This is a genomic window from Enterobacter sp. R-25 (genome assembly GCF_049913205.1).
GTDB lineage: Bacteria > Pseudomonadota > Gammaproteobacteria > Enterobacterales > Enterobacteriaceae > Enterobacter > Enterobacter ludwigii.
The window spans coordinates 4,010,443-4,037,303 of sequence record NZ_CP183982.1; the positions used below are offsets into that span (position 1 = coordinate 4,010,443).

At 56.8% G+C, this 26,861-nt stretch carries 24 protein-coding genes; 9 read left to right on the forward strand and 15 right to left on the reverse strand.

What is annotated here, in order from left to right:
* Positions 1 to 114: 114 nt before the first annotated feature.
* Positions 115 to 2,373 carry a DNA topoisomerase IV subunit A gene (gene parC, locus ACN9MQ_RS19075; protein WP_032678970.1) on the reverse strand — a complete coding sequence of 753 codons (2,259 nt, stop codon included), beginning with the start codon at positions 2,371 to 2,373 and terminating at the stop codon, positions 115 to 117.
* 118 nt (positions 2,374 to 2,491) lie between these two features.
* Positions 2,492 to 2,893: a YgiW/YdeI family stress tolerance OB fold protein gene (locus tag ACN9MQ_RS19080; protein ID WP_020883653.1), complete on the reverse strand. Its 402-nt coding sequence runs from the start codon at positions 2,891 to 2,893 to the stop codon at positions 2,492 to 2,494.
* Between the two features lie 138 nt (positions 2,894 to 3,031).
* Here ACN9MQ_RS19080 and qseB point away from each other — a divergent pair, with 138 nt between their 5' ends.
* The 4 genes from qseB to ACN9MQ_RS19100 all read left to right on the forward strand — a co-directional run bounded on the left by qseB (position 3,032) and on the right by ACN9MQ_RS19100 (position 6,069).
* Complete coding sequence (gene qseB, locus ACN9MQ_RS19085; RefSeq protein WP_025203157.1) at positions 3,032 to 3,691, forward strand: quorum sensing response regulator transcription factor QseB; 660 nt, start codon at positions 3,032 to 3,034, stop codon at positions 3,689 to 3,691.
* Positions 3,688 to 5,037, forward strand: coding sequence for a quorum sensing histidine kinase QseC (gene qseC, locus ACN9MQ_RS19090; protein ID WP_223398744.1), 1,350 nt, complete (start codon positions 3,688 to 3,690; stop codon positions 5,035 to 5,037). Before qseB ends, qseC begins: the two co-directional genes overlap by 4 nt.
* A gap of 105 nt (positions 5,038 to 5,142) precedes the next feature.
* A complete protein-coding gene (locus ACN9MQ_RS19095; RefSeq protein WP_014171626.1) occupies positions 5,143 to 5,724 on the forward strand; it encodes an NAD(P)H-dependent oxidoreductase in 582 nt (193 codons plus the stop codon).
* Between the two features lie 30 nt (positions 5,725 to 5,754).
* Complete coding sequence (locus ACN9MQ_RS19100) at positions 5,755 to 6,069, forward strand: putative quinol monooxygenase (protein WP_014171627.1); 315 nt, start codon at positions 5,755 to 5,757, stop codon at positions 6,067 to 6,069.
* A 58-nt stretch (positions 6,070 to 6,127) separates the two neighbouring features.
* On the opposite strand, the gene ACN9MQ_RS19105 is transcribed toward ACN9MQ_RS19100, so the two are convergent.
* From ACN9MQ_RS19105 to ACN9MQ_RS19115, 3 genes are read right to left on the reverse strand one after another with little or no spacing between them, the layout of a single operon-like run.
* Entirely contained in the window at positions 6,128 to 7,315 is a 1,188-nt protein-coding gene (locus ACN9MQ_RS19105) for a glycoside hydrolase family 88 protein (protein ID WP_020883650.1), read from the reverse strand.
* Between the two features lie 27 nt (positions 7,316 to 7,342).
* On the reverse strand, positions 7,343 to 8,608 hold the full coding sequence (locus tag ACN9MQ_RS19110; protein ID WP_025203155.1) for an oligosaccharide MFS transporter: 1,266 nt from the start codon (positions 8,606 to 8,608) through the stop codon (positions 7,343 to 7,345).
* Between the two features lie 32 nt (positions 8,609 to 8,640).
* Positions 8,641 to 10,455 carry a DUF2264 domain-containing protein gene (locus ACN9MQ_RS19115; RefSeq protein WP_426021151.1) on the reverse strand — a complete coding sequence of 605 codons (1,815 nt, stop codon included), beginning with the start codon at positions 10,453 to 10,455 and terminating at the stop codon, positions 8,641 to 8,643.
* Between the two features lie 166 nt (positions 10,456 to 10,621).
* Here ACN9MQ_RS19115 and ACN9MQ_RS19120 point away from each other — a divergent pair, with 166 nt between their 5' ends.
* Positions 10,622 to 11,461: an AraC family transcriptional regulator gene (locus ACN9MQ_RS19120; RefSeq protein ID WP_020883647.1), complete on the forward strand. Its 840-nt coding sequence runs from the start codon at positions 10,622 to 10,624 to the stop codon at positions 11,459 to 11,461.
* Positions 11,462 to 11,466: 5 nt separating this feature from the next.
* Here ACN9MQ_RS19120 and ACN9MQ_RS19125 read toward each other — a convergent pair whose 3' ends face one another.
* The 5 genes from ACN9MQ_RS19125 to ACN9MQ_RS19145 are packed head-to-tail and all read right to left on the reverse strand — an operon-like array spanning position 11,467 to position 16,140.
* The gene (locus tag ACN9MQ_RS19125) at positions 11,467 to 12,354 is read right to left on the reverse strand and encodes a MurR/RpiR family transcriptional regulator (RefSeq protein WP_014171632.1); all 888 of its coding nucleotides are present in this window, start codon (positions 12,352 to 12,354) and stop codon (positions 11,467 to 11,469) included.
* On the reverse strand, positions 12,351 to 13,301 hold the full coding sequence (locus tag ACN9MQ_RS19130; RefSeq protein ID WP_073396560.1) for an iron-siderophore ABC transporter substrate-binding protein: 951 nt from the start codon (positions 13,299 to 13,301) through the stop codon (positions 12,351 to 12,353). The genes ACN9MQ_RS19125 and ACN9MQ_RS19130 overlap by 4 nt, the downstream gene beginning before the upstream one ends.
* Positions 13,302 to 13,310: 9 nt before the next feature.
* The gene (locus tag ACN9MQ_RS19135) at positions 13,311 to 14,351 is read right to left on the reverse strand and encodes a FecCD family ABC transporter permease (protein WP_410377305.1); all 1,041 of its coding nucleotides are present in this window, start codon (positions 14,349 to 14,351) and stop codon (positions 13,311 to 13,313) included.
* Complete coding sequence (locus ACN9MQ_RS19140) at positions 14,348 to 15,331, reverse strand: FecCD family ABC transporter permease (RefSeq protein WP_214580554.1); 984 nt, start codon at positions 15,329 to 15,331, stop codon at positions 14,348 to 14,350. Before ACN9MQ_RS19140 ends, ACN9MQ_RS19135 begins: the two co-directional genes overlap by 4 nt.
* Complete coding sequence (locus tag ACN9MQ_RS19145; protein WP_014171637.1) at positions 15,328 to 16,140, reverse strand: ABC transporter ATP-binding protein; 813 nt, start codon at positions 16,138 to 16,140, stop codon at positions 15,328 to 15,330. The genes ACN9MQ_RS19140 and ACN9MQ_RS19145 overlap by 4 nt, the downstream gene beginning before the upstream one ends.
* Positions 16,141 to 16,524: 384 nt before the next feature.
* Between ACN9MQ_RS19145 and ACN9MQ_RS19150 the strand changes: the two genes are divergently transcribed.
* Positions 16,525 to 18,666: a TonB-dependent siderophore receptor gene (locus ACN9MQ_RS19150; protein WP_279257855.1), complete on the forward strand. Its 2,142-nt coding sequence runs from the start codon at positions 16,525 to 16,527 to the stop codon at positions 18,664 to 18,666.
* A gap of 83 nt (positions 18,667 to 18,749) precedes the next feature.
* Here the strand turns inward: ACN9MQ_RS19150 and parE are convergent, their stop codons facing one another.
* From parE to nudF, 5 genes are read right to left on the reverse strand one after another with little or no spacing between them, the layout of a single operon-like run.
* A complete protein-coding gene (gene parE, locus ACN9MQ_RS19155) occupies positions 18,750 to 20,642 on the reverse strand; it encodes a DNA topoisomerase IV subunit B (protein ID WP_020883640.1) in 1,893 nt (630 codons plus the stop codon).
* 28 nt (positions 20,643 to 20,670) lie between these two features.
* Entirely contained in the window at positions 20,671 to 21,252 is a 582-nt protein-coding gene (yqiA, locus tag ACN9MQ_RS19160; RefSeq protein ID WP_032680279.1) for an esterase YqiA, read from the reverse strand.
* Positions 21,252 to 22,079 carry a 3',5'-cyclic-AMP phosphodiesterase gene (gene cpdA, locus ACN9MQ_RS19165; protein WP_014171641.1) on the reverse strand — a complete coding sequence of 276 codons (828 nt, stop codon included), beginning with the start codon at positions 22,077 to 22,079 and terminating at the stop codon, positions 21,252 to 21,254. Before cpdA ends, yqiA begins: the two co-directional genes overlap by 1 nt.
* A 27-nt stretch (positions 22,080 to 22,106) precedes the next feature.
* Entirely contained in the window at positions 22,107 to 22,529 is a 423-nt protein-coding gene (locus ACN9MQ_RS19170; RefSeq protein WP_014833293.1) for a DUF1249 family protein, read from the reverse strand.
* On the reverse strand, positions 22,526 to 23,158 hold the full coding sequence (gene nudF, locus ACN9MQ_RS19175) for an ADP-ribose diphosphatase (RefSeq protein ID WP_014171643.1): 633 nt from the start codon (positions 23,156 to 23,158) through the stop codon (positions 22,526 to 22,528). The genes ACN9MQ_RS19170 and nudF overlap by 4 nt, the downstream gene beginning before the upstream one ends.
* A gap of 204 nt (positions 23,159 to 23,362) precedes the next feature.
* On the opposite strand from nudF, the gene tolC reads away from it, so the two are divergent.
* The 3 genes from tolC to ACN9MQ_RS19190 all read left to right on the forward strand — a co-directional run bounded on the left by tolC (position 23,363) and on the right by ACN9MQ_RS19190 (position 26,860).
* The gene (gene tolC / locus ACN9MQ_RS19180) at positions 23,363 to 24,841 is read left to right on the forward strand and encodes an outer membrane channel protein TolC (protein ID WP_020883637.1); all 1,479 of its coding nucleotides are present in this window, start codon (positions 23,363 to 23,365) and stop codon (positions 24,839 to 24,841) included.
* 190 nt (positions 24,842 to 25,031) lie between these two features.
* Complete coding sequence (locus tag ACN9MQ_RS19185) at positions 25,032 to 25,697, forward strand: DUF1190 family protein (RefSeq protein WP_426021150.1); 666 nt, start codon at positions 25,032 to 25,034, stop codon at positions 25,695 to 25,697.
* A gap of 2 nt (positions 25,698 to 25,699) precedes the next feature.
* A complete protein-coding gene (locus ACN9MQ_RS19190) occupies positions 25,700 to 26,860 on the forward strand; it encodes a glutathionylspermidine synthase family protein (RefSeq protein ID WP_014171646.1) in 1,161 nt (386 codons plus the stop codon).
* Position 26,861 lies beyond the last annotated feature (1 nt).

Consider the following 26,861-nt stretch of genomic DNA (forward strand, 5'->3'; position numbering starts at 1 on the left):
GGTAAGGACTTTATTACGAGCGCGTATTGTTAATCGCAACGCACGAATTAACAACGATTTTACGGGAAATTTTATTGAAATTCCCCCTCCGGAACAGAGGGGGAGATAACGGCGTTACTCTTCGCTGTCGCCCGCGGTACTGCGCGCAGGAGAGTCAATCTCCACGCGGTCAATACGCTGCAGGCCGCGCATCAGCGAGCCGCGTCGACCGCGCTCGCCCACCACTTTCTGCAACTCTTCCGGACGAAGCTTGATTTTACGTTTGCCGACATGAATGGTCAGCGTGCTCTGCGGCGGCAGAATAAAGAGGTGCGCCAGACCATCTACCCCTTTCGCCGCTTCCGCTGACGGGATGCTGATGATCTTGTTGCCCTTGCCTTTTGACAATTCCGGCAGGTCGCTGACCGGGAACATCAGCATACGTCCGGCGGCAGTGATCGCCAGCAGCATATCGCTGTCGTTTTCCACCACCAGCGGCGGCATCACATGCGCGTTGTCAGGCAGGCTGATCAGCGCCTTACCGGCACGGTTGCGGGAAACAAGATCGTTAAAGGTACAGATAAAGCCGTACCCCGCGTCAGACGCCAGCAGCAATTTCTGGTCATCGGCTTCCATCAGCATATGGTCAACCGTCGCACCCGGCGGCAGCGTCAGCTTACCGGTAAGCGGTTCGCCCTGTCCGCGGGCAGAAGGCAGCGTGATCGGGTCGATGGCGTAGCTGCGACCCGTCGAGTCGATAAAGGCGACCGGCTGGTTGCTCTTACCTTTCACGGCCGCTTTAAAGCTATCGCCCGCCTTGTAGCTCAACCCTGGCGCGTCGATATCGTGACCTTTAGCACTGCGCACCCAGCCGCTCTGAGACAGCACAATGGTGACCGGCTCTGATGGCTGCATGTCGTGCTCATTCATCGCCTTCGCTTCTTCGCGCTCATGCAGCGGAGAACGACGGTCGTCACCGAATGCATCGGCGTCAGCCTGCAGCTCTTTCTTGAGCAGATTGTTCATCTTGCGTTCGGACGCGAGGATCGCCTGCAGCTGATCGCGCTCTTTTTCCAGTTCGTTCTGCTCACCGCGGATCTTCATCTCTTCGAGTTTGGCGAGATGACGCAGTTTCAGCTCAAGGATTGCTTCGGCCTGGGTTTCACTGATGCCAAAGCGCGACATCAGCGCCGGCTTCGGCTCGTCCTCGGTACGGATAATCTCAATAACTTCGTCGATATTGAGGAACGCCACCAGCAAACCTTCAAGGATGTGCAGGCGTTTAAGCACTTTTTCCAGTCGATAGTTCAGACGGCGGCGAACGGTATCGCGGCGGAACGTCAGCCATTCGCTCAGGATCTCCAGCAGATTTTTCACTGCCGGACGACCGTCGAGGCCGATCATGTTCAGGTTGATGCGGTAGCTTTTTTCCAGATCGGTGGTGGCAAACAGGTGGTTCATCACCTGCTCCATGTCCACGCGGTTGGAACGCGGCACGATCACCAGACGCGTCGGGTTTTCGTGGTCGGATTCGTCGCGCAGGTCATCCACCATCGGCAGCTTTTTATTGCGCATCTGGGAGGCAATCTGTTCCAGCACTTTCGCGCCCGAGACCTGGTGCGGCAGCGCGGTGATGACCACTGCGCCGTCCTCTTTGGTCCACACCGCACGCATGCGCACGGAGCCGCGGCCGTTCTGGTAGATTTTGCGGATTTCCGCGCGCGAGGTGATGATTTCGGCCTCGGTCGGGTAGTCCGGCCCCTGCACGATATCCAGCAGATCGTCCAGCGTGGTCTTCGGCTGTTCAATCAGGGTGATGGCGGCTTTCGCCACTTCACGCAGGTTGTGCGGCGGAATGTCCGTCGCCATACCCACCGCGATACCGGTAGTGCCGTTCAGCAGGATGTTCGGCAGACGCGCAGGCAGCATTTTCGGCTCCTGCATCGTACCGTCGAAGTTTGGCACCCAGTCCACGGTTCCCTGACCCAGCTCGCCCAGCAGCACTTCAGCGTAGCGGGAGAGACGGGATTCGGTATAACGCATCGCTGCGAAGGATTTCGGATCGTCCGGCGCCCCCCAGTTTCCCTGACCATCCACCAGCGGATAACGGTAAGAGAACGGCTGTGCCATCAGCACCATCGCTTCATAACAGGCGCTGTCGCCGTGCGGATGGTATTTACCCAGTACGTCACCGACGGTACGGGCGGATTTTTTGAACTTGGCGGTCGCATTCAGCCCCAGCTCGGACATCGCATAGACGATGCGGCGCTGAACGGGCTTCAGGCCATCCCCGATAAACGGCAACGCCCTGTCCATGATGACGTACATGGAGTAGTTCAGGTAGGCGTTTTCCGTGAATTCATGTAGCGCGAGGCGCTCTGCCATATCGCTCATTATGTGTGATTCCTCAACTCAGAAACCGAAAGGTTTCAGGCAATATTGCCGCAGATACTACCTTATCTGGCGTGTTGAGTCACAAAGAAAAAGGGCCGCATCCGCGGCCCTTTCGGGGTTATTTGTTCAGTTTGATAACCTGCTTCACGTCGATTTCAAAATCGTTCCACTCTTTATCGACTTTACCCTGGATTTCCACCTTATCCTGCGGGGTTACGGTCACGCCGTTCCAGCGCTTGTGGTCAATCTCCACGTTAACCGTACCGGTCTCATCGCGGAAGGTGTAGCGGTCATCAGACAGGCGCTGAGTGATGTTCCCGCGCAGCTTCACCCAGCTGTCGTCCTTCATGTCCTTCACTTTCACCGCGGTGGTGAGGTTCGCGTCATTATCGACAAAACCGCCCGCCTGCGTCTGGGCCTGGGTTTGTGCGGCAGAGGGGCCGTTAAATCCGCCCTGTGCAGCAAAAACAGGGGCAGTGGTCATCATCATGATGGCGGCAATCGCAGCGAATTTTTTCATATTAACTCTCCCTTTAATGTGGTTTCGCAGTCCATTTAACAGGGTAAACCTTAACAACTTCTTAAGGGAAAAATTTATTTATTATTACTGTACAGCAGGCTGATGCAGAGGGTTTACTGACGTTATCAAGGAGGGAACATGCGCATTTTACTGGTTGAAGACGACAAGCTGATTGGCGATGGCATCAAGGCGGGGTTAAGCAAAATGGGCTTTAGCGTGGACTGGTTCACCGACGGAAAAACCGGCCAGACCGCGCTTCATTCCGCTCCGTATGATGCCGTAGTGCTGGATCTGACGCTGCCGGAAATCGACGGACTGGATATTCTGCGCGCCTGGCGCGAAAGCGGGCGCCGCGAGCCGGTATTGATTCTGACGGCGCGGGATGCGTTGAACCAGCGTGTCGAAGGGCTGCGTCTGGGGGCGGATGATTACCTGTGCAAGCCCTTTGCACTGATCGAAGTGGCTGCCCGCCTTGAGGCGCTGGTGCGCCGAAGCCACGGCCAGACCCGCAGCGAGTTGCACCACGGAAAGGTCACGCTCGATCCCACCAGTCTCGTGGCCACGCTGGACGGCGAAACGCTGACGCTCAAGCCGAAAGAGTTCGCCCTGCTGGAGCTGCTGATGCGTAACGCGGGCCGCGTGCTGCCGCGCAAGCTGATCGAGGAAAAGCTCTACACCTGGGACGACGACGTCTCCAGCAACGCCGTTGAAGTCCACGTCCACCATCTTCGTCGTAAACTGGGCAGCGAATTTATCCGCACCGTGCACGGTATCGGCTATACCCTGGGTGACGCATGAAACTGACCCAACGCCTGAGCCTGAAGCTGCGCCTGACGCTCCTCTTTTTAGTGCTGTCGCTGACGGCGTGGTTTGCCGCAAGCCTGGTCGCCTGGCAGCAGACCACCCACACGCTGGATAAGCTGTTCGATACGCAGCAGATGCTGTTTGCCAAACGCCTGTTGACCATGGATCTGGATGAGATCCGGGCCCCCGAACGGATGCGTGAGATCCCCAAAAAAGCGAAGCACGGTCGTCTGGATGACGACGCGCTGGCCTTCGCCATCTACGCCACCGACGGCAAGATGATATTAAATGACGGCGAAAACGGGCGGGACATTCCGTACCACTATCGCCGCGACGGGTTTGATAATGGACGGCTACAGGGCGACAACGACGAGTGGCGTTTTTTATGGCTCACCTCACCCGACGGGAAGTACCGCGTGGTGGTCGGCCAGGAGTGGGAGTATCGCCAGGAGATGGCGGTAGATGTGGTCAGCTCCCAGTTGACCCCGTGGCTGGTGGCGCTGCCCCTGATGCTGTTGTTGCTGATCGTTTTGCTGAGCCGGGAACTGAAACCGTTAAAAAAACTGGCGCAGACCCTGCGCTCCCGCTCACCGGATGCCACCGACGCGCTTCCGACTCAGGGGGTTCCCACTGAGGTGCGCCCGCTGCTCGACTCGCTGAACCATCTGTTCACGCGAACTCAGGAGATGATGACCCGCGAGCGTCGTTTTACCTCAGATGCCGCGCACGAGCTACGCAGCCCTCTCGCGGCCCTGAAGGTGCAAACCGACGTGGCGCAACTGTATCAGGACGATCCGCAGGCGCAGCAAAAAGCGCTGGCGCAGCTGCATGCGGGTATCGATCGCGCATCCCGGCTGGTGGATCAGCTCCTTACGCTGTCGCGTCTGGACTCGCTGGATAACCTCGACGATATCGAACCGATCGTGATGGCCGATCTCCTGCAGTCGGCGGTGCTGGATATCTGGCATCCGGCACAGCAGGCCGGGATTGATATTCGTCTGAACATTCATGCCCCACAGGTCACACGTCAGGGCCAGCCGCTGCTGCTGAGCCTGCTGGTGCGTAACCTGCTGGACAACGCCGTGCGTTATAGCCCGCAGGGCAGCGTGGTGGACGTCACGCTGGACACCCGGCGTTTTACCGTGCGTGACACCGGCCCCGGCGTTTCCACCGATGCGCTGGCGCGTATTGGCGAGCGTTTTTATCGCCCACCGGGACAGGATGCAACGGGTAGCGGCCTGGGGTTATCTATCGTCAGGCGCATTGCCGCCCTGCATGGTATGCGCGTCGCGCTGGGCAATGCGGCAGAAGGTGGCTTCGAAGTGAAGGTCAGCTGGTAAGGGATTATTGCGTTTAATGCAAAAGACTTTGCACATTTTGCTCATTTAACCGCATCGCTCGCGCGCGTAAAATCCTCGCCATACTTTCATCTTCGAGGACACCTCATGAGCAACATTCTGATTATCAACGGTGCAAAAGAATTTGCGCACTCTAAAGGCCAGCTGAATGACACCCTGACCGAGGTCGCGGACGGTTTTCTGCGCGACGCCGGGCATGATGTTAAGGTCGTGCGCGCGGACAGCGATTACGATGTCAACGCGGAAGTGCAGAACTTCCTGTGGGCTGACGTGATTATCTGGCAGATGCCTGGCTGGTGGATGGGCGCCCCCTGGACCGTGAAAAAATACATGGATGATGTCTTCACCGAAGGCCATGGCGCACTGTACGCCAGCGACGGTCGCACCCGCTCCGACGCATCCAAAAAATACGGTTCTGGCGGCCTGATTCAGGGCAAAAAATATATGCTGTCCCTGACCTGGAACGCACCGCTGGAAGCGTTCACCGAGAAAGATCAGTTCTTTGAAGGGGTGGGCGTTGACGGCGCATATCTGCCGTTCCACAAAGCTAACCAGTTCCTCGGAATGACGCCGCTGCCAACCTTTATCGTTAACGACGTCATCAAAATGCCTGACGTCCCGCGCTATATCGCAGAATATCGCAAGCATCTCGCGGAAATTTTTGCTTAACTGGTAACCTGGAATTAGAAGGAGTTAACCATGCTTACTGTTATTGCTGAAATCCGTACTCGTCCAGGCCAACATCACCGCCAGGCGGTGCTGGATGAGTTCGTGAAAATTATCCCCACCGTACTGAAGGAAGAAGGCTGCCACGGCTACGCGCCGATGGTCGACGCCACCACTACCGCCAGCTTCCAGGCTACTGCCCCAGACTCGATCATTATGATTGAGCAGTGGGAAACCGTGGCCCATCTTGAAGCCCACCTGCAGACCGCGCACATGAAAGCGTGGAGCGACGCGGTGAAGGGCGATGTGCTGGAAACGCATATCCGCATTCTGGAGCAAGGGGTGTAAGTTTACCCTGTTCCTGATTCCTGCCCTCCCCCTTCCGGGAGAGGGTCAGGGAGGCATATTACCAGTACAACTTCCAGCTTTGGGTAAACCTGACCAACGCCTCCACGTAGAAGTAGTCTCCCCAGCTCGCGCACTCGTCCACGCCTTTATTGCTTGCCAGATGATAAACGGAGTGCTTCAGCAGCCCAGTGCCCTTCTCGTCTTTGCCCATCAGGTAGTGTTTCGTCAGTGACGACATCATTCCTTTTGCCCATTCAGAATACCGCTCGCGATCCGGATCGGTCACCGGCAGGTGCTTCACCAGCTCCAGCAGGCCACATACCGCAATCGCCGCCGAGGACGCGTCGCGTAGCGCATCCGTGCCGACCAGCGCCAGATCCCAGTGGCAGACGTAATCTTCCGGCAGACGGTTGAGGAAGTAGTTCGCCAGCCGTTTCGACAGGGCAATCATCGTCGCATCACCGGTATAGATGTAGCTCAACAGGAAGCCGTAAATTCCCCACGCCTGCCCGCGCGACCAGCAGGAGTCATCGGCATAGCCTTGCTGAGTATTGCCGTAGCGCGGCGCGCCGGTGTGCACATCCATATAGTAGGTGTGGAACGTTGAGGCATCTTCACGGATAAGGTACCTCGCTGCCTGCATCACGTGTGCTTTAGCAGCATCGGCAAAGCGCGGATCGCCCGTCTGTTCGCTCGCCCAGTAGAGCAGCGGCAGGTTCATATTGCAGTCGATAATCATCCGCCCGGCCTGTTCCGGGTCAGCCAGATCGCCCCACGCCTGAATAATTTTTGCCTTCTCGTGGAAGCGCTCCAGCAGCGCCTCTGCCGCCAGCAGCGAGAAGCCACGCGCCTCACGGTTACCGGTCAGTCGCCAGGCCGCCACGCAGGAGAGCGTATACAAAAAGCCCAGATCGTGGGTGTTAGTGTCGTGGCGCCCGGCGATACGCAGGCCAAACGAGCGCACATGTTTTTCCGCCATCGCGCGGAATTTCGCTTCGCCGCTCATCTCCCACGCCAGCCACAGCTGCCCGGTCCAGAAGCTGGTGGTCCACTCCACGTTGTCGGTCAGCGGATAAAAACCCTGCTGGCAGGTTTCCGCCGGGAACTGCTCACCAAACGCCGTTAAATGGCGGCTAATCAGCGCAAGGACATGGTCGCGTGCTGAACTCAGTTCATCGCGGAATACGCGCGAATCAACGGGCACGGGGATAGCGGGCAGGCGTTCCTCTGCGATACGACTTAACATATTTCGGTTCCTTCTTTGACGGCTTAATTATCGTGATGAGGGTTCTGCTACGTTCAGCGCGCGGGGGCCGCGCCATTTACTCTGGCAGGCAGATAACGTAAAGGCAGAAATAAACGTGAAGATCAGCGCCGTGGCGCCCATGATGATATAGGTGTTCTCGAAACCGATGCGGTCATACATATAGCCAGCAGGCGACGAGACCACGACATTGCCGACGTACAGCATCGCCTGATATCCCAGCAAATACATGGTGGCGTTAACGCGCTTATCGAAATGTTCGGCAATATATTTAAAGACGGAGACCAGCAGCAGACAAATTTCCAGACCGTACAGCGGCTTAAGAATGGAAATTAACAGATGTGAATCACACAGACCGGAAATAATCAGACGCGCCCCGACCACCAGTCCGACAATTAACAGCCCACGTTTGGCGCCAATAGCGTTCACCAGCAGCGGGATCACCATATACATGACAAACTCCATTCCCGACTGCACGGTCCCCAGATAACCAAACACCGCATTACCCTGGTGAATATCATCAAAGAAGGTCACGAAATAGCGCGAAAACTGCTGCTCGGCGATAAACATCATCCACGCCACACCGGCCACGTACAGACAGAAGGCCCAGAATTTACGGTTACGCAGCAGCGCGTAAACGTCTGACGGGGCAATTTTCTCTTTTGTCAGCACTTCGCCGGCATGTGCGGAGTTAGTGTTCACTTTCAGGCTCAACAGGACAATCAGCATCACTACCGATGCCACGCTGCCCATAATAAAGTTATACGCTGGCGAGAGATTAAACAGCAGGCCGGAGAAGGAGGACGCCACTGCCCAGCCAAGGGAGCCCCACATCCGGATCTGACCAAACTCCATACCGTTTAAACGGCTAAAACGGTCAGAATAGGATTCGCACGCCGCCACGCCCGCATACCAGGCAAAGCTTAAATAGAGTGCGCCAATAATAATCCCCAGCAGCGTGTTGGACATTAACAGCGGCTGATAAACATAAATAAAGAACGGCGCCATCAGGGCAGACATTGCCACCACAAAATAGAGCAGGTATTTGCTCATGCCGATCTTATCGAGAATATAGCCATAGATGGGCTTCAGAATGACGGAGAAAATCCCGTTCACCGCAAATACGGTACCAATCACCGAACCACTGAGGTTCGCTTTCTGGCCTAACCAGATAGCCAGCAGGCCAATACTGGCAGACCAGGTAAAGAAATAGAGAAATATAAAACTGCTGATTTTGTAATATTCAGTTCTGTTTGTTGTAGCGGTCTTTTTCATATCATCCTCGCCGACGTGTAGGGTCAGAGTTTTTATAATGAGAACGACAGCTGTCGCTCACCGCCGGGCTCGCGGATAACAACCCGGTTCTCGCTGATATTCAGTTGTGGGACTGCCATAACCGGCTGGCTTTCGCCGGCGACGGCGGCACAACAGAGCCAGCTCTCCCCCTGCGCAAGCGTGGTTTTCAACAGCGGAATGGCAGCGCATTCCGGGAACATAATGCTGCTGTTCGGCGGTGTGACGATGCTGTCCGGTTCACGGTTAACCACCGGAGAGAGATCGACCAGCACGCTGGTGCCGTTACCGGCGACAAGCCAGCATCCGTTCTCACGGATCTGCGGTTCGGTGTTCATCACCGCAAAACCGCCCTCCGCCGTATTCAGTCGACGGGCGCTGTTGATACGGTGCAGGCGCAGGTGCCACTCACCAAACGGCACTTGCCAGGTTTCGATATGGACGTCATGCCACGGAGACCAGCGTGAGTAGAGATAATCGTCAGTGATCCGCACCGCTTCACATTCGCGGCGCCCGCGGAAATAGTTATCCCCGTCTGCCAGCAGCAGCATGGAGTCGCAGGCGGCATGTTTCAGGCCAAACCGTCCGCGCTCAATCGTGAAACCAAAGCGGCTGGAGTAGGCAAATTTGGTGTATTTGGCTTCCGTATTCACGTAGTTATTCAGCTCAAGCTGCCCGGCGGTAAGCAGGGTGACGTGCTGCGACTGACCGGCATGCATCAGGATCTGCTGTGCATGCGGGATGACGCGTTTTTCCGCAAGCGCGGGCAGCGGCTGCTCTTCAGCCTGCCAGAACGGATGGTCCTCCGGCATCGCCAGAATCAGGTAAGTTTTCAGCGCCCAGTATGGCGAGCCGGGGGCGTTATAGTCCTCACACATCGCCAGGTTCGGGTAAGCAAAACCGAGGGTCAGAATGCCGTCCCGATCGGTGATGGGCTGTTGCTGCCACCAGCGCAGATGGCGCAGCACGATGCCCTTTACAATCCCCGGGGTGAACACCTCCAGACCGGAAAAGGCGACCGCACTCCAGAAGGCGACCATTGCGAAGCGATAGGTCAGGCTGCGACCAAACGGTACCGAGGCACCGTCGGCGGCTGACCAGTAGATAAAATCTTCGGCGAACAGGCGCGAACGCGCTCGCAGCACCTGCGCCCTCTCCTCGTCACCGCTCAGGGTGGCGTAAATCAGGCCGTAGAAATGGAATGCCATCGAGATGTAATAGTCTTTCGGCCGCCCCGGCCCGTCGGAATACCAGCCATCGCCCAGATAATAGGCCTCCATCATTGCAAACCGTCGGTCAATCGCCGTCTGGTCATACGGCAGGCCAGCGCGCTTAAAACCGAGCTGCACCATAATGGCAAAGTAGTTCCAGTTGCTGTCCGGCATTTGCGCATGGGCGATCTGGTTGAGCCATGCGTGCAGGTTCATGACCTCGCGCCCGGTGAAGTGCGCGGTGAGTTTATCCCCCAGCAGGGCAAGCCCCAGACCGTAGGCCGCCATTTCGACCAGACGCTGATCGTAGGGGCCGGTTTCGCCCCAATAACCGTCACTGTGCGGATCGGTGCCAAGTTTGATCGCGGTAAGGTATTTTTCGCAAAAGGGGCTGGCATCACCGGATGCCAGCAGCGGAAACAGCCCCCATAGCGCACGTGAGAGTCCCTCCATCTGCGCGATATCCGTGCTGTAATGCGCACAGGTTTCACCCAGCGAAAATCGTGAACTGCCCGGCGCAAACGCCTTATCCAGCGCAATCAACAGAGTATTCAGTGACGCCACGATATCCTGGCGTGAAGACAACGGATTTGATTTTTCTTTATTTGCCGCCCACATACGCTCACCCTCGTAATCAACTGCGGCAAAGCATAGTGAATCCACACGGGGCAGAAATGTTAGCCATGTCACAGCTAAGAGCGATAAATAAACCCGCAGTTAAGAAAATTTAAAAAGGTGGTTTATAAAGAGATTCTGACGGGAAAAAGTTGAGTTTTATTGCACTATGCGCGACACGCCAACATCCGATCATCTGGAGCTGATTACCTTAAATGACACCGTGGTGTCGTTTAGCCGCCTGTTCGCCAATACGGTGCGCTATCACCACTGGCATCAGTGTCTGGAAATTCTCTATGTGGAAGAAGGCTTTGGCGTGGCGATTGTCGATAACCGTCACTACACCATGCGCCCCGGGCGGCTGTTTTTCTTCCCACCGTTTACCCTGCATAAGGTGATGGTGGACGAGAAGGCAGAAGCCCTTTACAGGCGCACCATTATTCATCTCGACCAGCATGCCGTACTGAAAACCCTGCGTGATTTTCCGCAGGCTCAGCAGCGTCTACAGAAGCTGTCTCGTCGTGGCGGCGAGGCCTGGGTCGCTGACCTGGCGCATTGCCAGAAGCATATCGATTATCTTCTTGGCTGTTATCAGCCGCCGCTGAACAGCGAAAACATTGCCGGGCTGTTGATTAGCCTGTTTGCCATGCTGCCGGATGATAACGACGGTGCCCCGGGGAGCAGTCAGGGGGTGGCAAGCCAGGTGATGTTCTGGCTGGATGAGCACTATCGGGAGAAATTTCGCCTGGATGCGCTGGCGGCTGAGCTGGGGAAATCACGCAGCTATGTATCGCGAAAATTCCATGCGGAAACAGGCGAGAAGATCCACGACTATCTGAATACGCTACGGCTGCGAAAAGCCTGCGAGTACTTGCTGCACAGCGATGCCAGCGTGCGTGAGATTGCCGCGCGGGTGGGATTTTCAGATGTGACGTGGTTTATCAGCGCCTTTAAAAAAGGGATTGGCGAGACGCCGCTGCAGTACCGGAAAAATCATGGCGCGGCGTGATCCCCTCACCCGCTCTTCTTGCCCGGTTTTAACCCGCGATGAAATTCGTTAATGCGCTTCATCGACCTGATGGTGCGCTGGGGCTCCGTTGACGCTACAGATAAAATAATCATCTCCAGACACAGCAGCACCGTGCCGTGGAGCGGAATTTTGCCCTTTTCACCGCCGCGCGGAACGTGGATCACCACGCTGGCCTCTTTGCTGAAGCGCGAGTCCGTAGCATTGGTCAGCAATATCGTGGGAATACCCAGCCGTTTCGCTTCACGCAGCGTGGTTTGTCCTTCCCGGTGGGCCGATTTTTGCGCCATCATCACCAGCACGTCGCCGCGCTGTAAGGCTATCAGTTGCTCTGCCAGGCCAATGCCGGTGCGGTTGAGCGCAATAGCGGGCAGGCCGATACGGCTGAACAGCCGGGAAGTGTACTCGGCCAGAATGCCGGAAGCCCCAATCCCAAAGATCGCGACCTGACGTGCCTGCGCCAGCAACGACACCGCCTGCGCCATTGCGTAGCGGTTGTGCGGCTCGGATAGCACGTCACAGGTATGCTGATGCCCTTCCAGCACAAAATCGATGCTCGCGTTCACGTCGCTGGTGAGCGTATTCACCGTGGTGGACATTTTTTCGCTGGAGGAGACCACCGGCCCAAACCACTGCTCCAGAGTCTGCTTCAGGTCACGCAGCCCGGCAAAGCCAAGAGCCTGAATGGCGCGTACCACCGTAGCGTCCGAGGTTTTCAGCAACGCGGCAATCTCCATCGCCGTCTGCTCCATCACCGCTTCGCGGTTTTCATTGATGTAACGCGCAACCTGCAGCAGGCGCGGCGTGAGCTGGTGCCCCCGCGAGCGAAAGCGGTCGCCATAGACATCAACCCGGGCTTTGTCTTTTCTGATCACTGTGACGCCTCCGGCAGCGGTCGACCGGCAATCTGCGACTGCACCTGGGCGGCCATCAGGCCTAAGGAGGCAAAGGAGTTCGAGATGGCCTCTTCACGGGAGATCAGTACGTAGTGGCCGGTGCGACAGGCATTGAGGAACTGACACCAGCCAGGCATCACGGCATCCATCGCTGCCAGCTCATCCTGCGGTTTGCCGCCGGTATCCCCGCGCCAGGTGGCAAAGACAAAATCTGCATCCAGCTCGGGCAGACGCTCGGCGCTGACGTCAATTCGACCGCCGTCAGGGATGGACTCAATCAGCGGCGGGAATGTGAATCCTGCGTCGCGCAGCACGCGCCCCAGCGAGTGGTAGCTGTGCATGGCGTTGATTTTGCCCTGGTTGGCCTGTATCACCGACACGGTGATGTTGCGGGTGTCGATGGTCGCTTTCAGGGCGTTAATCTGCTCCTGATAGCGACGTTCAAGGATCTTCAACCGGGCTTCGGTGCCCGTGAGCTGTGCCAGCTTGCGGTAGATCTCCGGCGCGCCGCCATCGAGATGATCGATACTCACCGTCGGGGCAATTTTCTCCAGCTGTTCAACCGGCGTGTTACGGGTTGGTTCGGTGATGATCAGATCCGGCTTTGCAGCGGCGATGGCCTCGATGTCGATATCCGCGGAGCCGATAAATTTGATGTCGGCGTTATCAAAATCAACGCCCGTCAGCATGCCGCTGGCGCGCAGAAAATGGCTACCGTCCGGCCGCGTGCGCCCGTGGCTTGCCACTGGCGGCACGCCGAGCTCAATCAGCGGAATGGTGATATCCAGATCGTGCAGCGAGACAATCCGCTTCGGGTGAAGGGGCACAGTCACCTTGCGGTTCAGATCGTCGGTAAACGTCTGCGTCGGCTCCGCCGCACTCACGGTAAACCCCACCAGCAACAACATCGAAAAAAGTATACGCATCACCATCCCCTAAAATCTGTCCCGTCGCTGCCAGAGCAGCAGCAGGAAAAACGGTCCGCCAATCAATGAAATGACTACGCCTGCCGGCAGCTGCAGCGGCAGGAAAGCCAGACGTCCGACGTTATCTGCCAGCAGAACCAGCAGCGCACCCAGCACGGCACTTCCCGTCAGCAGCGCGGTTTGTCCGCCGCGCAGCAGCAGGCGTGCCATATGTGGCGCAATCAGTCCCACAAAACCGATACTGCCCACGCAGGAGACGCAGGCCGCGGTCAGCACCACCGGGGCAAGCACGCGCAGCAGCGCCAGCCGTGAGGTGTGTACGCCAAGCCCCGTTGCGGTGGGGTTGCCCATCAGGGCCACGTCTGCGGCGCGCGCGGTCAACAGCAATAGCGCAAATGCCGGCAGCGTCCAGGCTGCCGCAATGCCCACCAGCGTCCAGTTTGCGGCATGCAGGCTTCCCGCCAGCCACAGCATCGCCGTCTGCACGTCACGCACGTCGGCGGTGGTCATAAAGACCCCCATTGCCGCGGCAAACGCCCAGGAAACACCGATCCCCGTCAGGATAAATCGCGGCCGCGAAATATCGCGCGCCAGCGCCACCACCAGCAGCGCGGTGAGTATGCCCCCCGCCATTCCCGCCAGCGGTCGCCAGGCCAGGCTGAGCGCCGGGAACTGAAAAATCAGCACCAGCACCGCCGCGCTACATCCCTCTTTCACGCCGATAAGCCCCGGGTCGGCAAGGCCATTACGGGTGACAGACTGCATCGCTGCCCCCGCCATGCCGAGCATGGCACCGCATAACACCGCCATCAGCAGACGCGGCAGACGGATATCCATCACGATGTAGCGCGTATCCGCCTCCAGACTTTGCGGATACAGCAGCGCCCGTCCGATGGCCGACGTCGGGATCGGCAGCGAGCCGTGCGTCAGGCCAAACCCGAGCAGGATAAAGGCCGTGAGTGAAATCAGCGCAAGGCAGGCCAGCGCCCTCGGGCGTACCAGCGTTGAAAAGGTGCCAATACGCAACGCGCGCAGTCCGGCCCGGCTCATTTGAACGCCCTCGAGGCCATAAAGATAAAGACGGGAGCACCGACCAGCGCGGTCATAATGCCGGTCGCCAGTTCATAAGGGGTAAACAGCGTGCGGGCGGCGAGATCCGCCAGCAGCAAAACCAACCCTCCACACAGGGCTGAAAGCGGCACCATCACGCGCAGATCCACCGTCACCAGACGCCGTATCAGCTGCGGCACCACGAGGCCAATAAAACCAATCGGCCCGGCAACGGAGACTGCCGCGCCGCACAGCAGCGCGATTGCCAGCAGCGCGAACAGGCGCGTCCTGAGAAGCGATACGCCAAGCCCCTGGGCCATCCGGTCTCCCAGTGCCAGCATATTGAGTGATGGCGACAGCCAGAGCGCAAGGGCGAAACCCGCGCCAGCGGCCCACGAAGCGCTGCGAAGCGTCCCTTCTGTTATCCCGGCCAAATCCCCCGCCAGCCAGGTGCGTAAGGCGAGAAGCGTCTGCTCATCGAGGATCAGGACCGTGGCGGTAATCGAGGAGGCGAACGCCGACATCGCCACCCCGCACAAGGTGACTTTCATCGGCGTCAACCCGGTGCGTCCCGAAGAGGAGAGCATCAGTACCAGCAGAAACAGCCCGGCGGCGCCGGTGGCGGCAATCAACGGGCGACCAAACGGCAGGGTGAACCCGAGTGCACTTGTCAGCACGACGGCCAGCGCGGCGCCGGCATTCAGCCCCAGAATATGCGGCTCACCCAGCGGGTTACGGATAACGGACTGCAGCAAGACGCCTGCCACGCCAAGTGCAGCGCCGGTCAGCATGGCCGCAAGGAGGCGTAACAGGCGCAGCCTGATAATGATGTTATGGTCGAAATTGCGCGGGTCGAAATCGACAAAAGCCTGCACGACCGTCAGGGGAGAAATAACGCGTGCGCCCGTGCCCAGATGTGCAATTGCGCCCATCACCAGCAGCAGCGCAAAAAGCAGAAAAGCCAGTGACGTTCGTATCATGATTTTTCTGCGACCTGGCGAAACGGCATGAAGAACGGTTTGCCGGTGAGCGGATTAACTGACATATGTACGTCAACCTCAAACACCGCTTTGATCAGTTCCGGCGTACAGGTATCGCCCTCGTGAAGCACACCCTCTACTTTCCCCTGGCGTAAAAAGACCAGGGAATCACCGTAGTTCACCGCGAAGTTAAGATCGTGCAGCACCACCACGACGGTGCGCCCGTGCTGGCGGGTCAGCGTATGCAGCAGTTCAAGGATTTCCACCTGATAGCGGAGGTCAAGAAACGTTGTCGGCTCGTCGAGCAGGATATAGGGCGTTTGCTGCGCCAGCGCCATCGCAATCCAGCAGCGCTGACGCTGGCCGCCGGAAAGGCTTTCCACCGGCAAATGGGCAAACTCCGCCGTACCGGTCAGGCGCAGTGCCTCTTCCACGGCCTGCTCGTCTTCGTCACTCCACTGGCGCATAAAATTTTGCCAGGGGAAACGCCCGCGCGAAACCAGCTCAAACACGGTTAACCCTTCCGGCAACAGCGGTGACTGCGGCAGAATGCCCAGCTGACGGGCGACCGCTTTGGTTGGCTGTTGATGAATGGCTTTGCCATCCAGCAGCGCAGCTCCCCCGAGCGGTTGCAGCAAACGTGCGATCGTGCTCAGTAGCGTGGATTTTCCACAGCCGTTCGCGCCCACCAGAACGGTTATTTTCTGTGGGGGGATCGCAAGCGAGATCTCATCGACGATGATTTTTTTCTGATAGCCAGCAGAGAGGTTCTCAAGAACCAGCCCTGACTTATTCGTGTTGTGAGCCACGTGAACGCCAACTTAATAAAAAACTAACAAATAAAAATAAAACTCATTCTCTTTTGAGAGTTTGCCGCTGCGCCATGTAGTAGTCAAGAGAAGAAACACCCTTAAAACCCCAGGGTTATCGTGCAGGAACGGGAAAACCGCTAAACGAATTAATTAATTTATTTTCAACAAGTTAATTACTTACCACGCTAAGTATCAGAGGGGGCGTAAAGCTGTAGTCGATTTTTGCTTTTTTCCATTTACTACTACATCAGCGCATGATTGAATGATTCTCAATTACATGTTCGATGCCAGCGATGGCTAACGAGCAGACCGTAAAGGGCAATGACTCACACATTCTTCCGTGAAGCTTCATTCGCGGGATATTTCGGGAAAACAGATGTAATGGCTACGTTCACTCCTTCACTCTCTGGGGTAAAAGGGCGCGCGCTCTTTTCACTGCTGTTTATGGCGCCGCTGGTGCAGGCAGCAGACAACACCGCGGCTCAGGACGGCGAAACGCTTACCGTCACCGCCGATCCTAATGCCGTGGCCGATGCCACCAACGGCTATCAGCCGCTGAACACCTCCACCGCCACACTGACCAATATGCCGATGCTGGATATCCCGCAGGTGGTAAATACTGTCAGCGATAAAGTGCTGGAAGATCAGCACGCTACCACGCTGGATGAAGCCCTCTATAACGTCAGTAACGTGGTGCAGACCAACACGCTGGGCGGCACGCAGGATGCGTTTGTACGCCGTGGATTTGGCGCGAACCGCGACGGCTCAATCATGACCAACGGCCTGCGCACCGTGCTGCCGCGCAGCTTTAACGCAGCCACCGAGCGTGTGGAAGTCCTCAAGGGACCGGCCTCAACGCTGTACGGCATCCTCGATCCGGGAGGGCTTATCAATGTGGTCACCCGACGTCCGGAAAAACAGTTTGGCGGTTCGATCTCGGGCACCTCCTCAAGTTTTGGCGGCGGTACCGGCCAGCTCGATGTCACGGGTCCCATTGAAGGAACGCGCCTGGCTTACCGCCTGACGGGCGAGTACCAGGACGAAGATTACTGGCGAAGTTTCGGCAAGGCGCGCAGCACCTTTATCGCGCCCTCGCTGACCTGGTTTGGTGATGACGCCACCGTGACCGTGCTCTATTCACATCGTGATTATAAGACGCCGTTCGATCGCGGTACGATCTTCGATCTCACGACCAAACAGCCGGTGAATGTTGACCGTAAAACCCGGTTTGACGAGCCGTTCAACATTACCGATGGCCAGTCCGATCTGGCGCAGCTCAACGCGGAATACCGCCTTAACAGCCAGTGGACGGCGAAGTTCGATTACAGCTACAGCCAGGATAAATACAGCGATAACCAGGCGCGGGTGATGGCCTATGACGCGAAAACCGGCAACCTGACCCGTCGTGTCGATGCGACGCAAGGATCAACGCAGCGCATGCATTCCACCCGTGCAGACCTGCAGGGGAACGTGGATATCGCGGGATTTTACAATGAGATCCTGACCGGCGTGTCGTATGAGAATTACGACCTGCTGCGCACGGATATGATTCGCTGTAAGAATGTAAAAGATTTCAATATTTACCATCCGTCTTACGGCAATCTGAGCAAGTGTACGACCGTTTCCGCCGCGGACAGCGATCAGACGCTCAAACAGGAGAGTTACTCCGCTTATGCTCAGGACGCCCTGTACCTGACGGATAAATGGATTGCCGTCGCGGGGCTGCGTTATCAGTATTACACCCAGTACGCGGGCAAGGGCAGACCATTCAACGTCAATACCGACAGCCGCGACGACCAGTGGACGCCGAAGCTGGGGCTGGTCTACAAGCTCACGCCATCCGTCTCGCTGTTTGCGAACTACGCCCAGACGTTTATGCCGCAATCGTCCATCGCGAGCTACATTGGCGACCTGCCACCAGAAACGTCCAATGCCTACGAAGTCGGCGCTAAATTTGACCTGTTCAACGGTATTACCGCCAACATCGCGCTGTTTGATATCCACAAGCGCAACGTGCTGTACACCGAAAGCGTGGCGGGTGAAAACATTGCTAAAACCGCTGGCCGCGTGCGCTCACAGGGCGTGGAAGTGGATCTGGCAGGCTCTCTGACCGAGAACACCAATATTATTGCCAGCTATGGCTACACCGACGCGAAAGTGCTGGAAGACCCGGATTATGCCGGCAAACCACTGCCAAACGTGCCGCGCCATACCGGTTCGCTGTTCCTGACGTACGATATTCACAACGTCATCGGCGGGAATACCCTGACAATTGGCGGCGGTGGACACGGCGTGAGCCGTCGCTCCGCGACCAACGGTGCGGATTATTATTTGCCAGGGTACGTAGTTGCTGATGCCTTTGCGGCCTATAAAATGAAGCTACAGTATCCGGTGACGCTGCAGGTCAACGTGAAGAACCTGTTTGATAAGACCTACTACACCTCGTCGATTGCGACCAATAACCTCGGCAACCAGCCAGGCGATCCACGTGAAGTGCAGTTTACGGTGAAGATGGAATTTTGATGTAAAAAAGCCCGGTGGCGCTAGCGCCTACCGGGCCTTCGTTACATCCCCTCTCCCGGCGAGAGAGGAATAAAGAGAGGGCATCAGGCCTCAATATCCGCCATATCGCCTTTTTCCTGCAGCCAGTTGCGTCGGTCTTCCGAACGCTTCTTAGCAAGCAGCATATCCATCATGGCGTTGGTTTGCTGTTCGTCTTCGTCGCTGATGGTCAATTGCACCAGGCGGCGGGTGTTTGGATCCAGCGTGGTTTCGCGCAACTGCATCGGGTTCATCTCGCCCAGCCCTTTAAAGCGCTGCACATTCGGTTTGCCCTTCTTACGCTTGAGCTGTTCCAGTACGCCCGCTTTTTCCTCTTCCGTCAGCGCGTAGTAAACTTCTTTGCCGAGGTCGATACGGTAGAGCGGCGGCAACGCCACGTGGACGTGACCGTTTTTCACCAGCGTCCTGAAGTGCTTCACAAACAGCGCGCACAGCAGCGTGGCGATGTGCAGACCATCGGAGTCCGCATCCGCGAGGATACAGATCTTACCGTAGCGCAGCTGGCTCAGATCGTCGCTGTCCGGATCGATACCGATCGCAACGGAGATATCATGCACTTCCTGCGAGGCCAGCACTTCATCCGACGACACTTCCCAGGTGTTCAGGATCTTACCCTTGAGCGGCATGATCGCCTGATATTCACGATCGCGCGCCTGCTTGGCAGAGCCCCCTGCCGAGTCCCCTTCCACGAGGAACAGCTCGGTGCGGTTCAGATCCTGCGCGGTACAGTCCGCCAGCTTGCCCGGAAGCGCCGGGCCACTGGTCAGTTTTTTACGTACCACCTTCTTGGCAGCACGCAGGCGTCGCTGGGCGCTGGAAATGGCCATTTCTGCCAGCATCTCGGCGGCCTGCACGTTCTGGTTCAGCCACAGGGTGAAAGCATCTTTGACCACGCCGGAGACGAACGCTGCACACTGACGTGAGGACAAACGTTCTTTGGTCTGACCGGCGAACTGCGGATCCTGCATCTTCACCGACAGGACGTAGGCGCAGCGATCCCAGATATCTTCCGCCGACAGCTTCACGCCCCGGGGCAGAATGTTGCGGTATTCGCAGAACTCGCGCATTGCATCCAGCAGCCCCTGACGCAGACCGTTGACGTGCGTACCGCCAAGCATGGTCGGGATCAGGTTGACGTAGCTTTCGGTCAGCAGCTCGCCGCCTTCCGGCAGCCACAACAGCGCCCAGTCCACCGCTTCCGTATCACCGGTGAAATTACCGACAAACGGTTTTTCCGGCAGGGTTGGCAGGCCGTTAACGGCTTCGCACAGATAGTCGTTCAGACCGTCTTCATAGCGCCAGGTCTGTTCGGTGTTATTGACGTTATCTTTAAAGGTAATTTCCACGCCAGGGCACAGTACCGCTTTGGCTTTCAGCAGGTGCGTCAGGCGTGAAACAGAGAAACGAGGACTGTCGAAGAAGCTTTCGTCAGGCCAGAAGTGGACGCTGGTTCCGGTATTGCGCTTGCCGCACGTGCCGACGACCTGCAGATCCTGCACCTTCTCGCCGTTTTCAAAGGCGATGTTATACACCTGACCGTCGCGGCGGACGTTGACTTCCACGCGTCTGGACAGGGCGTTAACCACGGAGATCCCCACGCCGTGCAAACCACCCGAGAACTGGTAGTTTTTGTTGGAGAACTTACCGCCCGCATGAAGACGACAGAGGATCAGCTCAACGGCTGGCACACCCTCTTCCGGGTGGATGTCCACCGGCATGCCGCGTCCGTCGTCGATGACTTCCAGCGACTGATCGGCATGGAGGATGACGTCAACGCGTTTGGCATGGCCAGCCAGCGCTTCATCCACACTGTTATCAATAACTTCCTGGCCCAGATGGTTTGGGCGTGTCGTATCGGTGTACATCCCAGGGCGGCGGCGAACCGGCTCAAGCCCGGTGAGTACCTCAATGGCATCAGCGTTATAGGTTTGCGTCATGATTTAAACTAGCAGTTCGCATTGATTGTCAGTGGCTGTGCAGTCCAAGAAAATCGACAATCTGGGTGAAATGATTCTCAAAGCCCGTGAAAGCATGGTTTCCGCCTTCTTCTATAGTCTGGCGGCAGGATGCGTAATACGCCACTGCCTGGCGGTAATCCAGCACTTCATCACCCGTCTGTTGCAGCAACCAGATAAGATCGGGCGCTTCAAGCGGGTCTACCTGCATAACTTTGAGATCGTAAATATGGCGTGACTCTAGCACATATTGTTGGCCGGTGTAGGGGTTCTCGTTTTGCCCGAGAAAGTCCCGCAGCAGCTCAAATGGCCGAACCGCCGGGTTAACCACCACCGCAGGCAGCATAAAACATTGCGAGAGCCAGGTGGCGTAATATCCGCCCAGCGAAGAACCGACCACGCCGAACGATTCGCCGCCGTGTTCCATCACTACCGATTCCAGCATTTCTGCGGCTTCCGCCGGGTAAGGCGGCAGTTGAGGGACGATCATCTCAACGTGCGGGTGATGTTCGCTTAGCCACTGGCGAAACTGCGTCGCTTTCGCGGAACGCGGCGAACTGTTGAATCCGTGCAGATAGAGGAGCGTAGACATCAATAGCCTTCTGAAGCGGTGTCCGGGCGGAATTTTGCGCCGGTTAAACGGCAGACTTCCGTGGTGAGCAGGCCATCGGGATGCAGTTCGAGCCAGCGCCAGCCCGGTGCGATGGTGTCCAGGGTAAAGTTTGCGCAATGCGGCTTGAACTGAACGCAGGTCGAGGGCGTGGCCAGCAGTCGGCGGCCATTCCAGTCGAGATCCTGTTCCTGATGAATGTGTCCGCACAGGAGATTCTGCACCCGCGGGAATTTCGCCAGCACTCTGTCCAGCGCGGCAGAGTTGCGCAGGCTGTGTTGATCAAGCCAGCTACAGCCCGCCGGCAAAGGATGATGATGCAGCAACAGCAGCGTATGACGTTCAGGTTCGGCAGACAGTTTGGTCTCAAGCCAGTCGAGTTGAAAGTCGCTTAACTCACCGTGTGGGACGCCAAAGACCTGGCTGTCCAGCAGCAGGATCTGCCAGTGGTCACCCACAAAAACACATTTTGCCGGAGAGATCCCCGCATCCTGCAGAGAGCTGTACATGGCAGGCTGGAAATCGTGGTTTCCCGGTAGCCAGACGCAAGGCACGCTAAAACTCGCGATGCCTTCAGCGAAATGCTGGTAGGCCGCGGAGGATTGGTCCTGCGCCAGATCGCCCGTCGCGACAATCAGATCGCATGGGCGATTTTCAGCGTGAATGGCGCTAAGTACCGCCTGATAGCTCTCCCAGGTATTCACCCCAAGCAGAGTTTCATGCTTTTCGGCAAAAAGGTGGGTATCGGTGATTTGTAATATCCTGACTGGTGCCCCACCAGCAACAGTCAGGTTCAACAGGCTTTCCAAATGGTGTCCTTAGGTAGGTTTATGACGCTAACAAACCGGAATCGCCATTGCTCCATGTGCTAAACAATATCTTAGCCAGTCGGCTAAAAACTGGTTAATTTGATGCTTTTCGTCGCGTTGATGCAACTTTTTATTCGGATAATCATACCGCGCTTTGAAGCGAAAGATCTGCTGGCTTGAACACACTTCAGCGACCATCGCGTCATGGTAAAGGCGCACCGTCATCGACGGCAGGCTCCAGTAGCTAATGCTGGGCGCCGTTTGTTCAATTTCGACAAGCGTAGTGTAGCGCGTTGATTCTGTTATCGTTAATCGATACTGCGCGTTGCTCACCTGATAGCTCACCGTTTCGCCGGGTGCGTCGTTTTTCGGCAGCAGGCGGCGCAATTGTGCGAAATTGGTTTCGCACAGGCGCATCATTTCTGGGAAGTCAGGTGTATAACGCTTCATTTTTTCCACTCGTTTCGTAAAGTCTGATAATGCAGTTGCAGCCATTGCAGAGCGATGACAGACGCTGCGTTGTCGATTTTCCCCTCTTCTACCCACTGATAAGCCTGCTCCCGACTCACCACATGAACCCGAATATCTTCGTTTTCATCTGCCAGACCGTGGATCCCTTCCGCCGTCGTGGCGTCCACTTCGCCCACCATAATGGACAAGCGCTCGCTGGTGCCGCCTGGGCTTGCCAGATAACTCAGCACCGGTTTTGTCCGGCCAACCACCAGCCCCGCCTCTTCCAGCGCCTCGCGGCGGGCAACGTCTTCGACCGATTCGCCCTCTTCAATCATGCCGGCCACCATCTCCAGCAGCCAGGGGCTGGCGCTGACGTCATACGCGGCAATGCGGATCTGCTCCACCAGCACGACTTCATCACGCACTGGGTCAAAGGGTAGCAAGACTGCCGCATGCCCGCGCTCAAAAATTTCGCGTCTGATTTCACCGCTCATTTCGCCGTTAAACAGGCGATGCCTGAAACGGTAAAGTTCCATTGAAAAAAAACCGCTATAAAGCGTTTCTCGTGCAATAATTTCTACATCGTTTTTCGCGAATGTCACGGGCAAGTTTTCTGGTTTTTGCATGAGTCGAGTCCTGGTAGCAATGGTGATGAAATTATGAATTTCAAGGCTGTTTGGCTGCCGTTTGTAAGGCTATATGGTAGATTGGTGCAAATTACCGCCAGATGGCACGTAACGCCAACCTTTTGGTATGGAAGATTCTGTTAGAATCGGCAATTATTTTTTAATTAGATCAGCGCTAATACTGCTTCACAACAAGGAATGCAAATGAAGAAATTGCTCCCCATCCTTATCGGCCTGAGCCTGACGGGCTTCAGTGCAATGAGCCAGGCGGAAAACCTGTTACAGGTCTACCAGCAGGCACGTCTGGGCAACCCTGATTTACGTAAATCAGCGGCCGATCGTGATGCTGCGTTTGAAAAGATTAACGAAGCGCGTAGCCCATTGCTGCCACAGTTAGGTTTAGGTGCAGATTATACCTACAGCAACGGCTTCCGCGACGCCAATGGCGTTAACTCCAATGCTACCAGCGCCTCACTGCAATTAACACAGACGCTGTTTGATATGTCCAAATGGCGTGCCCTGACCCTGCAGGAAAAGAGCGCGGGCATCCAGGATGTGACGTATCAGACCGATCAGCAGACGCTGATCCTGAACACCGCCACCGCATACTTCAACGTGCTGAGCGCAATCGACTCGCTCTCCTACACCGAAGCGCAGAAACAGGCGATTTACCGCCAGTTAGATCAAACCACCCAGCGTTTCAACGTGGGTCTGGTGGCAATCACTGACGTTCAGAACGCCCGTTCACAATACGATAGCGTCCTGGCCAACGAAGTGACCGCTCGTAACAACCTCGATAACGCGCTGGAATCCCTGCGTCAGGTTACCGGGAATTACTACCCTGAGCTGGCGTCTCTGAACGTCGACAGCTTCAAAACGGATAAACCGCAGGCCGTTAACGCCCTGCTGAAAGAAGCGGAAAACCGCAACCTGACGTTACTGCAGGCGCGTCTGAGCCAGGATTTGGCCCGCGAGCAAATCCGTCAGGCACAGGACGGCCACCTGCCGACCCTGAGCCTGAGCGCGTCTACCGGCGTGTCTGATACCACTTACAGTGGTTCTAAAACGAACACCTCCCAGTACGACGACAGCAACATGGGTCAGAACAAAGTGGGTCTGAACTTCTCGCTGCCACTGTACCAGGGCGGCCAGGTGACCTCTCAGGTGAAACAGGCGCAGTACAACTTTGTTGGCGCGAGCGAACAGCTGGAAAGTGCCCACCGCAACGTGGTACAGACCGTCCGTTCGTCCTTCAACAACGTGAATGCCTCTATCAGCAGCATCAACGCCTATAAACAGGCCGTCGTGTCTGCGCAGAGCTCTCTTGATGCCATGGAAGCGGGTTACTCCGTGGGTACGCGTACCATCGTTGACGTCCTGGACGCGACCACCACGCTGTACAACGCGAAACAGCAGCTCTCCAGCGCACGTTATCAGTACCTGATTAACCAGCTGAACATCAAACAGGCGCTGGGTACGTTGAACGAGCAGGATCTGCAGATGCTGAACAGCACCCTGGGTAAACCTGTCTCTACTTCTCCGGAAAATGTTGCGCCAGAGAACCCTGAGCAAGTTGCCGCCGTTGATAACTTCAACGGTAACGGTGCTGCACCTGCCGCGCAGCCAGCTGCCGCACGTACGACTGCACCCGCCAGCAGCGGTAACAATCCGTTCCGCAATTAAGCATGTCATCGGGCCCACTGCGGCCTGATGCCCTCGCCATACCCCTCTCCTTTCGGGAGAGGGCGTACGCAAATCACACCTGAACGTAAGCCAACGTAAAGATCCCCCTCATTCCGGCCATCATCGCTTCATTTTCAACCACTCATCCTCTATCCTGAGCGTTATTACCACTGGGTCCAGGAAGACAACGATGAAACGGACAAAATCTATCAATCACGCTTCGTTCCGCAAAAGCTGGAACGCGCGTCATCTCACCCCTGTTGCGCTGGCCGTCACGGCTGTCTTTATGCTGGCAGGCTGTGAGAAAAGCGATGAAACAGTTTCGCTTTATCAAAACGCGGACGACTGTTCTGCTGCAACCGGCAACGCCGCAGAGTGTAAAACGGCGTATACCAACGCCCTGAAAGAGGCGGAACGTACTGCGCCGAAATATGCTTCACGTGAAGACTGCGTGGCAGAGTTCGGTGAAGGTCAGTGTCAGCAGACACCGGCTCAGGCAGGCACAGCCCCTGAAAACCAGGCACAGGCCCAGTCCAGCGGCAGTTTCTGGATGCCGCTGATGGCAGGTTACATGATGGGCCGCCTGATGAGTGGTGGTGCGGGTTACCAGCAGCAGCCGCTGTTTAGCTCGAAAAACCCGGCCAGCCCGGCTTATGGTCAATATACCGATGCCAGCGGCAAAGGCTATGGCGCAGCCACCCCTGGCCGCTCCGTAACCGTACCGAAAACGGCGATGGCTCCGAAACCCGCGACCACCAGCACCATTACCCGTGGCGGGTTCGGTGAGTCTGTGGCGAAACAGACCAGCATGCAGCGTAGCGCGTCAGGCACGTCCCCTCGCTCAATGGGCGGCTGATCATGGAACGAGTCAGTATCACCGAGCGCCCGGACTGGCGCGAAAAAGCGACCGAATACGGTTTTAACTTCCACACCATGTACGGCGAGCCATACTGGTGTGAAGACGCTTACTACAAGCTCACGCTTGCCCAGGTTGAGAAACTGGAAGAGGTGACCGCCGAGCTGCACCAGATGTGCCTGAAAGTGGTGGATAAAGTCATCGACAGCGACGCGCTGATGGCGAAGTTCCGCATTCCGAAGCACACCTGGAGTTTCGTCCGCCAGTCGTGGAAAACCCACCAGCCTTCGCTTTACTCACGTCTGGATCTGGCGTGGGACGGCGTGGGAGATCCTAAGCTTCTGGAAAACAATGCTGATACGCCAACCTCGCTGTACGAAGCGGCGTTCTTCCAGTGGATCTGGCTGGAAGACCAGGCCAATGCCGGCAACCTGCCGCAAGGCAGCGACCAGTTCAACAGCCTGCAGGAAAAGCTGATTGAGCGTTTCGCCGAACTGCGCGAACAGCATGGTTTTAATCTGCTGCACCTTGCCTGCTGCCGCGACACGGAAGAAGACCGTGGCACGGTGCAATATCTGCAGGACTGCGCGGCTGAAGCTGAAGTGGCGACCGAGTTTCTCTATATCGAAGATATCGGCCTGGGTGAGAAAGGTCAGTTTACTGACCTGCAGGATCAGGTGATAAGCAACCTGTTCAAGCTCTACCCGTGGGAATACATGCTGCGTGAAATGTTCTCCACCAAGCTGGAAGACGCCGGCGTGCGCTGGCTGGAGCCGGCATGGAAGAGCATTATCTCCAACAAAGCCCTGCTGCCGATGCTGTGGGAGATGTTCCCGAACCATCCGAACCTGCTGCCGGCTTACTTTGCGGAAGACGATCACCCGCCGATGGAGAAATACGTCGTTAAACCGATCTTCTCCCGCGAAGGGGCGAACGTGTCGATTATCGAAAATGGCAAAACGCTGGAAGCCGTTGAAGGGCCTTACGGCGAGGAAGGAATGATCGTCCAGGCGTTTTATCAACTGCCGAAGTTTGGTGACAGCTATACCCTGATTGGCAGCTGGCTCATCAACGATCAGCCAGCTGGGATTGGCATCCGCGAAGATCGCGCGCTGATCACGCAGGATCTATCACGGTTCTATCCGCACATTTTCGTCGAGTGAT

Excerpts from the sequence above, each read along its gene's own strand:
- parC (WP_032678970.1), bottom strand. The coding sequence starts at position 2,373 with ATGAGCGATATGGCAGAGCGCCTCGCGCTACATGAATTCACGGAAAAC.
- ACN9MQ_RS19080 (WP_020883653.1), bottom strand. The coding sequence starts at position 2,893 with ATGAAAAAATTCGCTGCGATTGCCGCCATCATGATGATGACCACTGCC.
- qseB (WP_025203157.1), top strand. The coding sequence starts at position 3,032 with ATGCGCATTTTACTGGTTGAAGACGACAAGCTGATTGGCGATGGCATC.
- qseC (WP_223398744.1), top strand. The coding sequence starts at position 3,688 with ATGAAACTGACCCAACGCCTGAGCCTGAAGCTGCGCCTGACGCTCCTC.
- ACN9MQ_RS19095 (WP_014171626.1), top strand. The coding sequence starts at position 5,143 with ATGAGCAACATTCTGATTATCAACGGTGCAAAAGAATTTGCGCACTCT.
- ACN9MQ_RS19100 (WP_014171627.1), top strand. The coding sequence starts at position 5,755 with ATGCTTACTGTTATTGCTGAAATCCGTACTCGTCCAGGCCAACATCAC.
- ACN9MQ_RS19105 (WP_020883650.1), bottom strand. The coding sequence starts at position 7,315 with ATGTTAAGTCGTATCGCAGAGGAACGCCTGCCCGCTATCCCCGTGCCC.
- ACN9MQ_RS19110 (WP_025203155.1), bottom strand. The coding sequence starts at position 8,608 with ATGAAAAAGACCGCTACAACAAACAGAACTGAATATTACAAAATCAGC.
- ACN9MQ_RS19115 (WP_426021151.1), bottom strand. The coding sequence starts at position 10,455 with ATGTGGGCGGCAAATAAAGAAAAATCAAATCCGTTGTCTTCACGCCAG.
- ACN9MQ_RS19120 (WP_020883647.1), top strand. The coding sequence starts at position 10,622 with ATGCGCGACACGCCAACATCCGATCATCTGGAGCTGATTACCTTAAAT.
- ACN9MQ_RS19130 (WP_073396560.1), bottom strand. The coding sequence starts at position 13,301 with ATGCGTATACTTTTTTCGATGTTGTTGCTGGTGGGGTTTACCGTGAGT.
- ACN9MQ_RS19135 (WP_410377305.1), bottom strand. The coding sequence starts at position 14,351 with ATGAGCCGGGCCGGACTGCGCGCGTTGCGTATTGGCACCTTTTCAACG.
- ACN9MQ_RS19140 (WP_214580554.1), bottom strand. The coding sequence starts at position 15,331 with ATGATACGAACGTCACTGGCTTTTCTGCTTTTTGCGCTGCTGCTGGTG.
- ACN9MQ_RS19150 (WP_279257855.1), top strand. The coding sequence starts at position 16,525 with ATGGCTACGTTCACTCCTTCACTCTCTGGGGTAAAAGGGCGCGCGCTC.
- parE (WP_020883640.1), bottom strand. The coding sequence starts at position 20,642 with ATGACGCAAACCTATAACGCTGATGCCATTGAGGTACTCACCGGGCTT.
- yqiA (WP_032680279.1), bottom strand. The coding sequence starts at position 21,252 with ATGTCTACGCTCCTCTATCTGCACGGATTCAACAGTTCGCCGCGTTCC.
- ACN9MQ_RS19170 (WP_014833293.1), bottom strand. The coding sequence starts at position 22,529 with ATGAAGCGTTATACACCTGACTTCCCAGAAATGATGCGCCTGTGCGAA.
- nudF (WP_014171643.1), bottom strand. The coding sequence starts at position 23,158 with ATGCAAAAACCAGAAAACTTGCCCGTGACATTCGCGAAAAACGATGTA.
- tolC (WP_020883637.1), top strand. The coding sequence starts at position 23,363 with ATGAAGAAATTGCTCCCCATCCTTATCGGCCTGAGCCTGACGGGCTTC.
- ACN9MQ_RS19185 (WP_426021150.1), top strand. The coding sequence starts at position 25,032 with ATGAAACGGACAAAATCTATCAATCACGCTTCGTTCCGCAAAAGCTGG.
- ACN9MQ_RS19190 (WP_014171646.1), top strand. The coding sequence starts at position 25,700 with ATGGAACGAGTCAGTATCACCGAGCGCCCGGACTGGCGCGAAAAAGCG.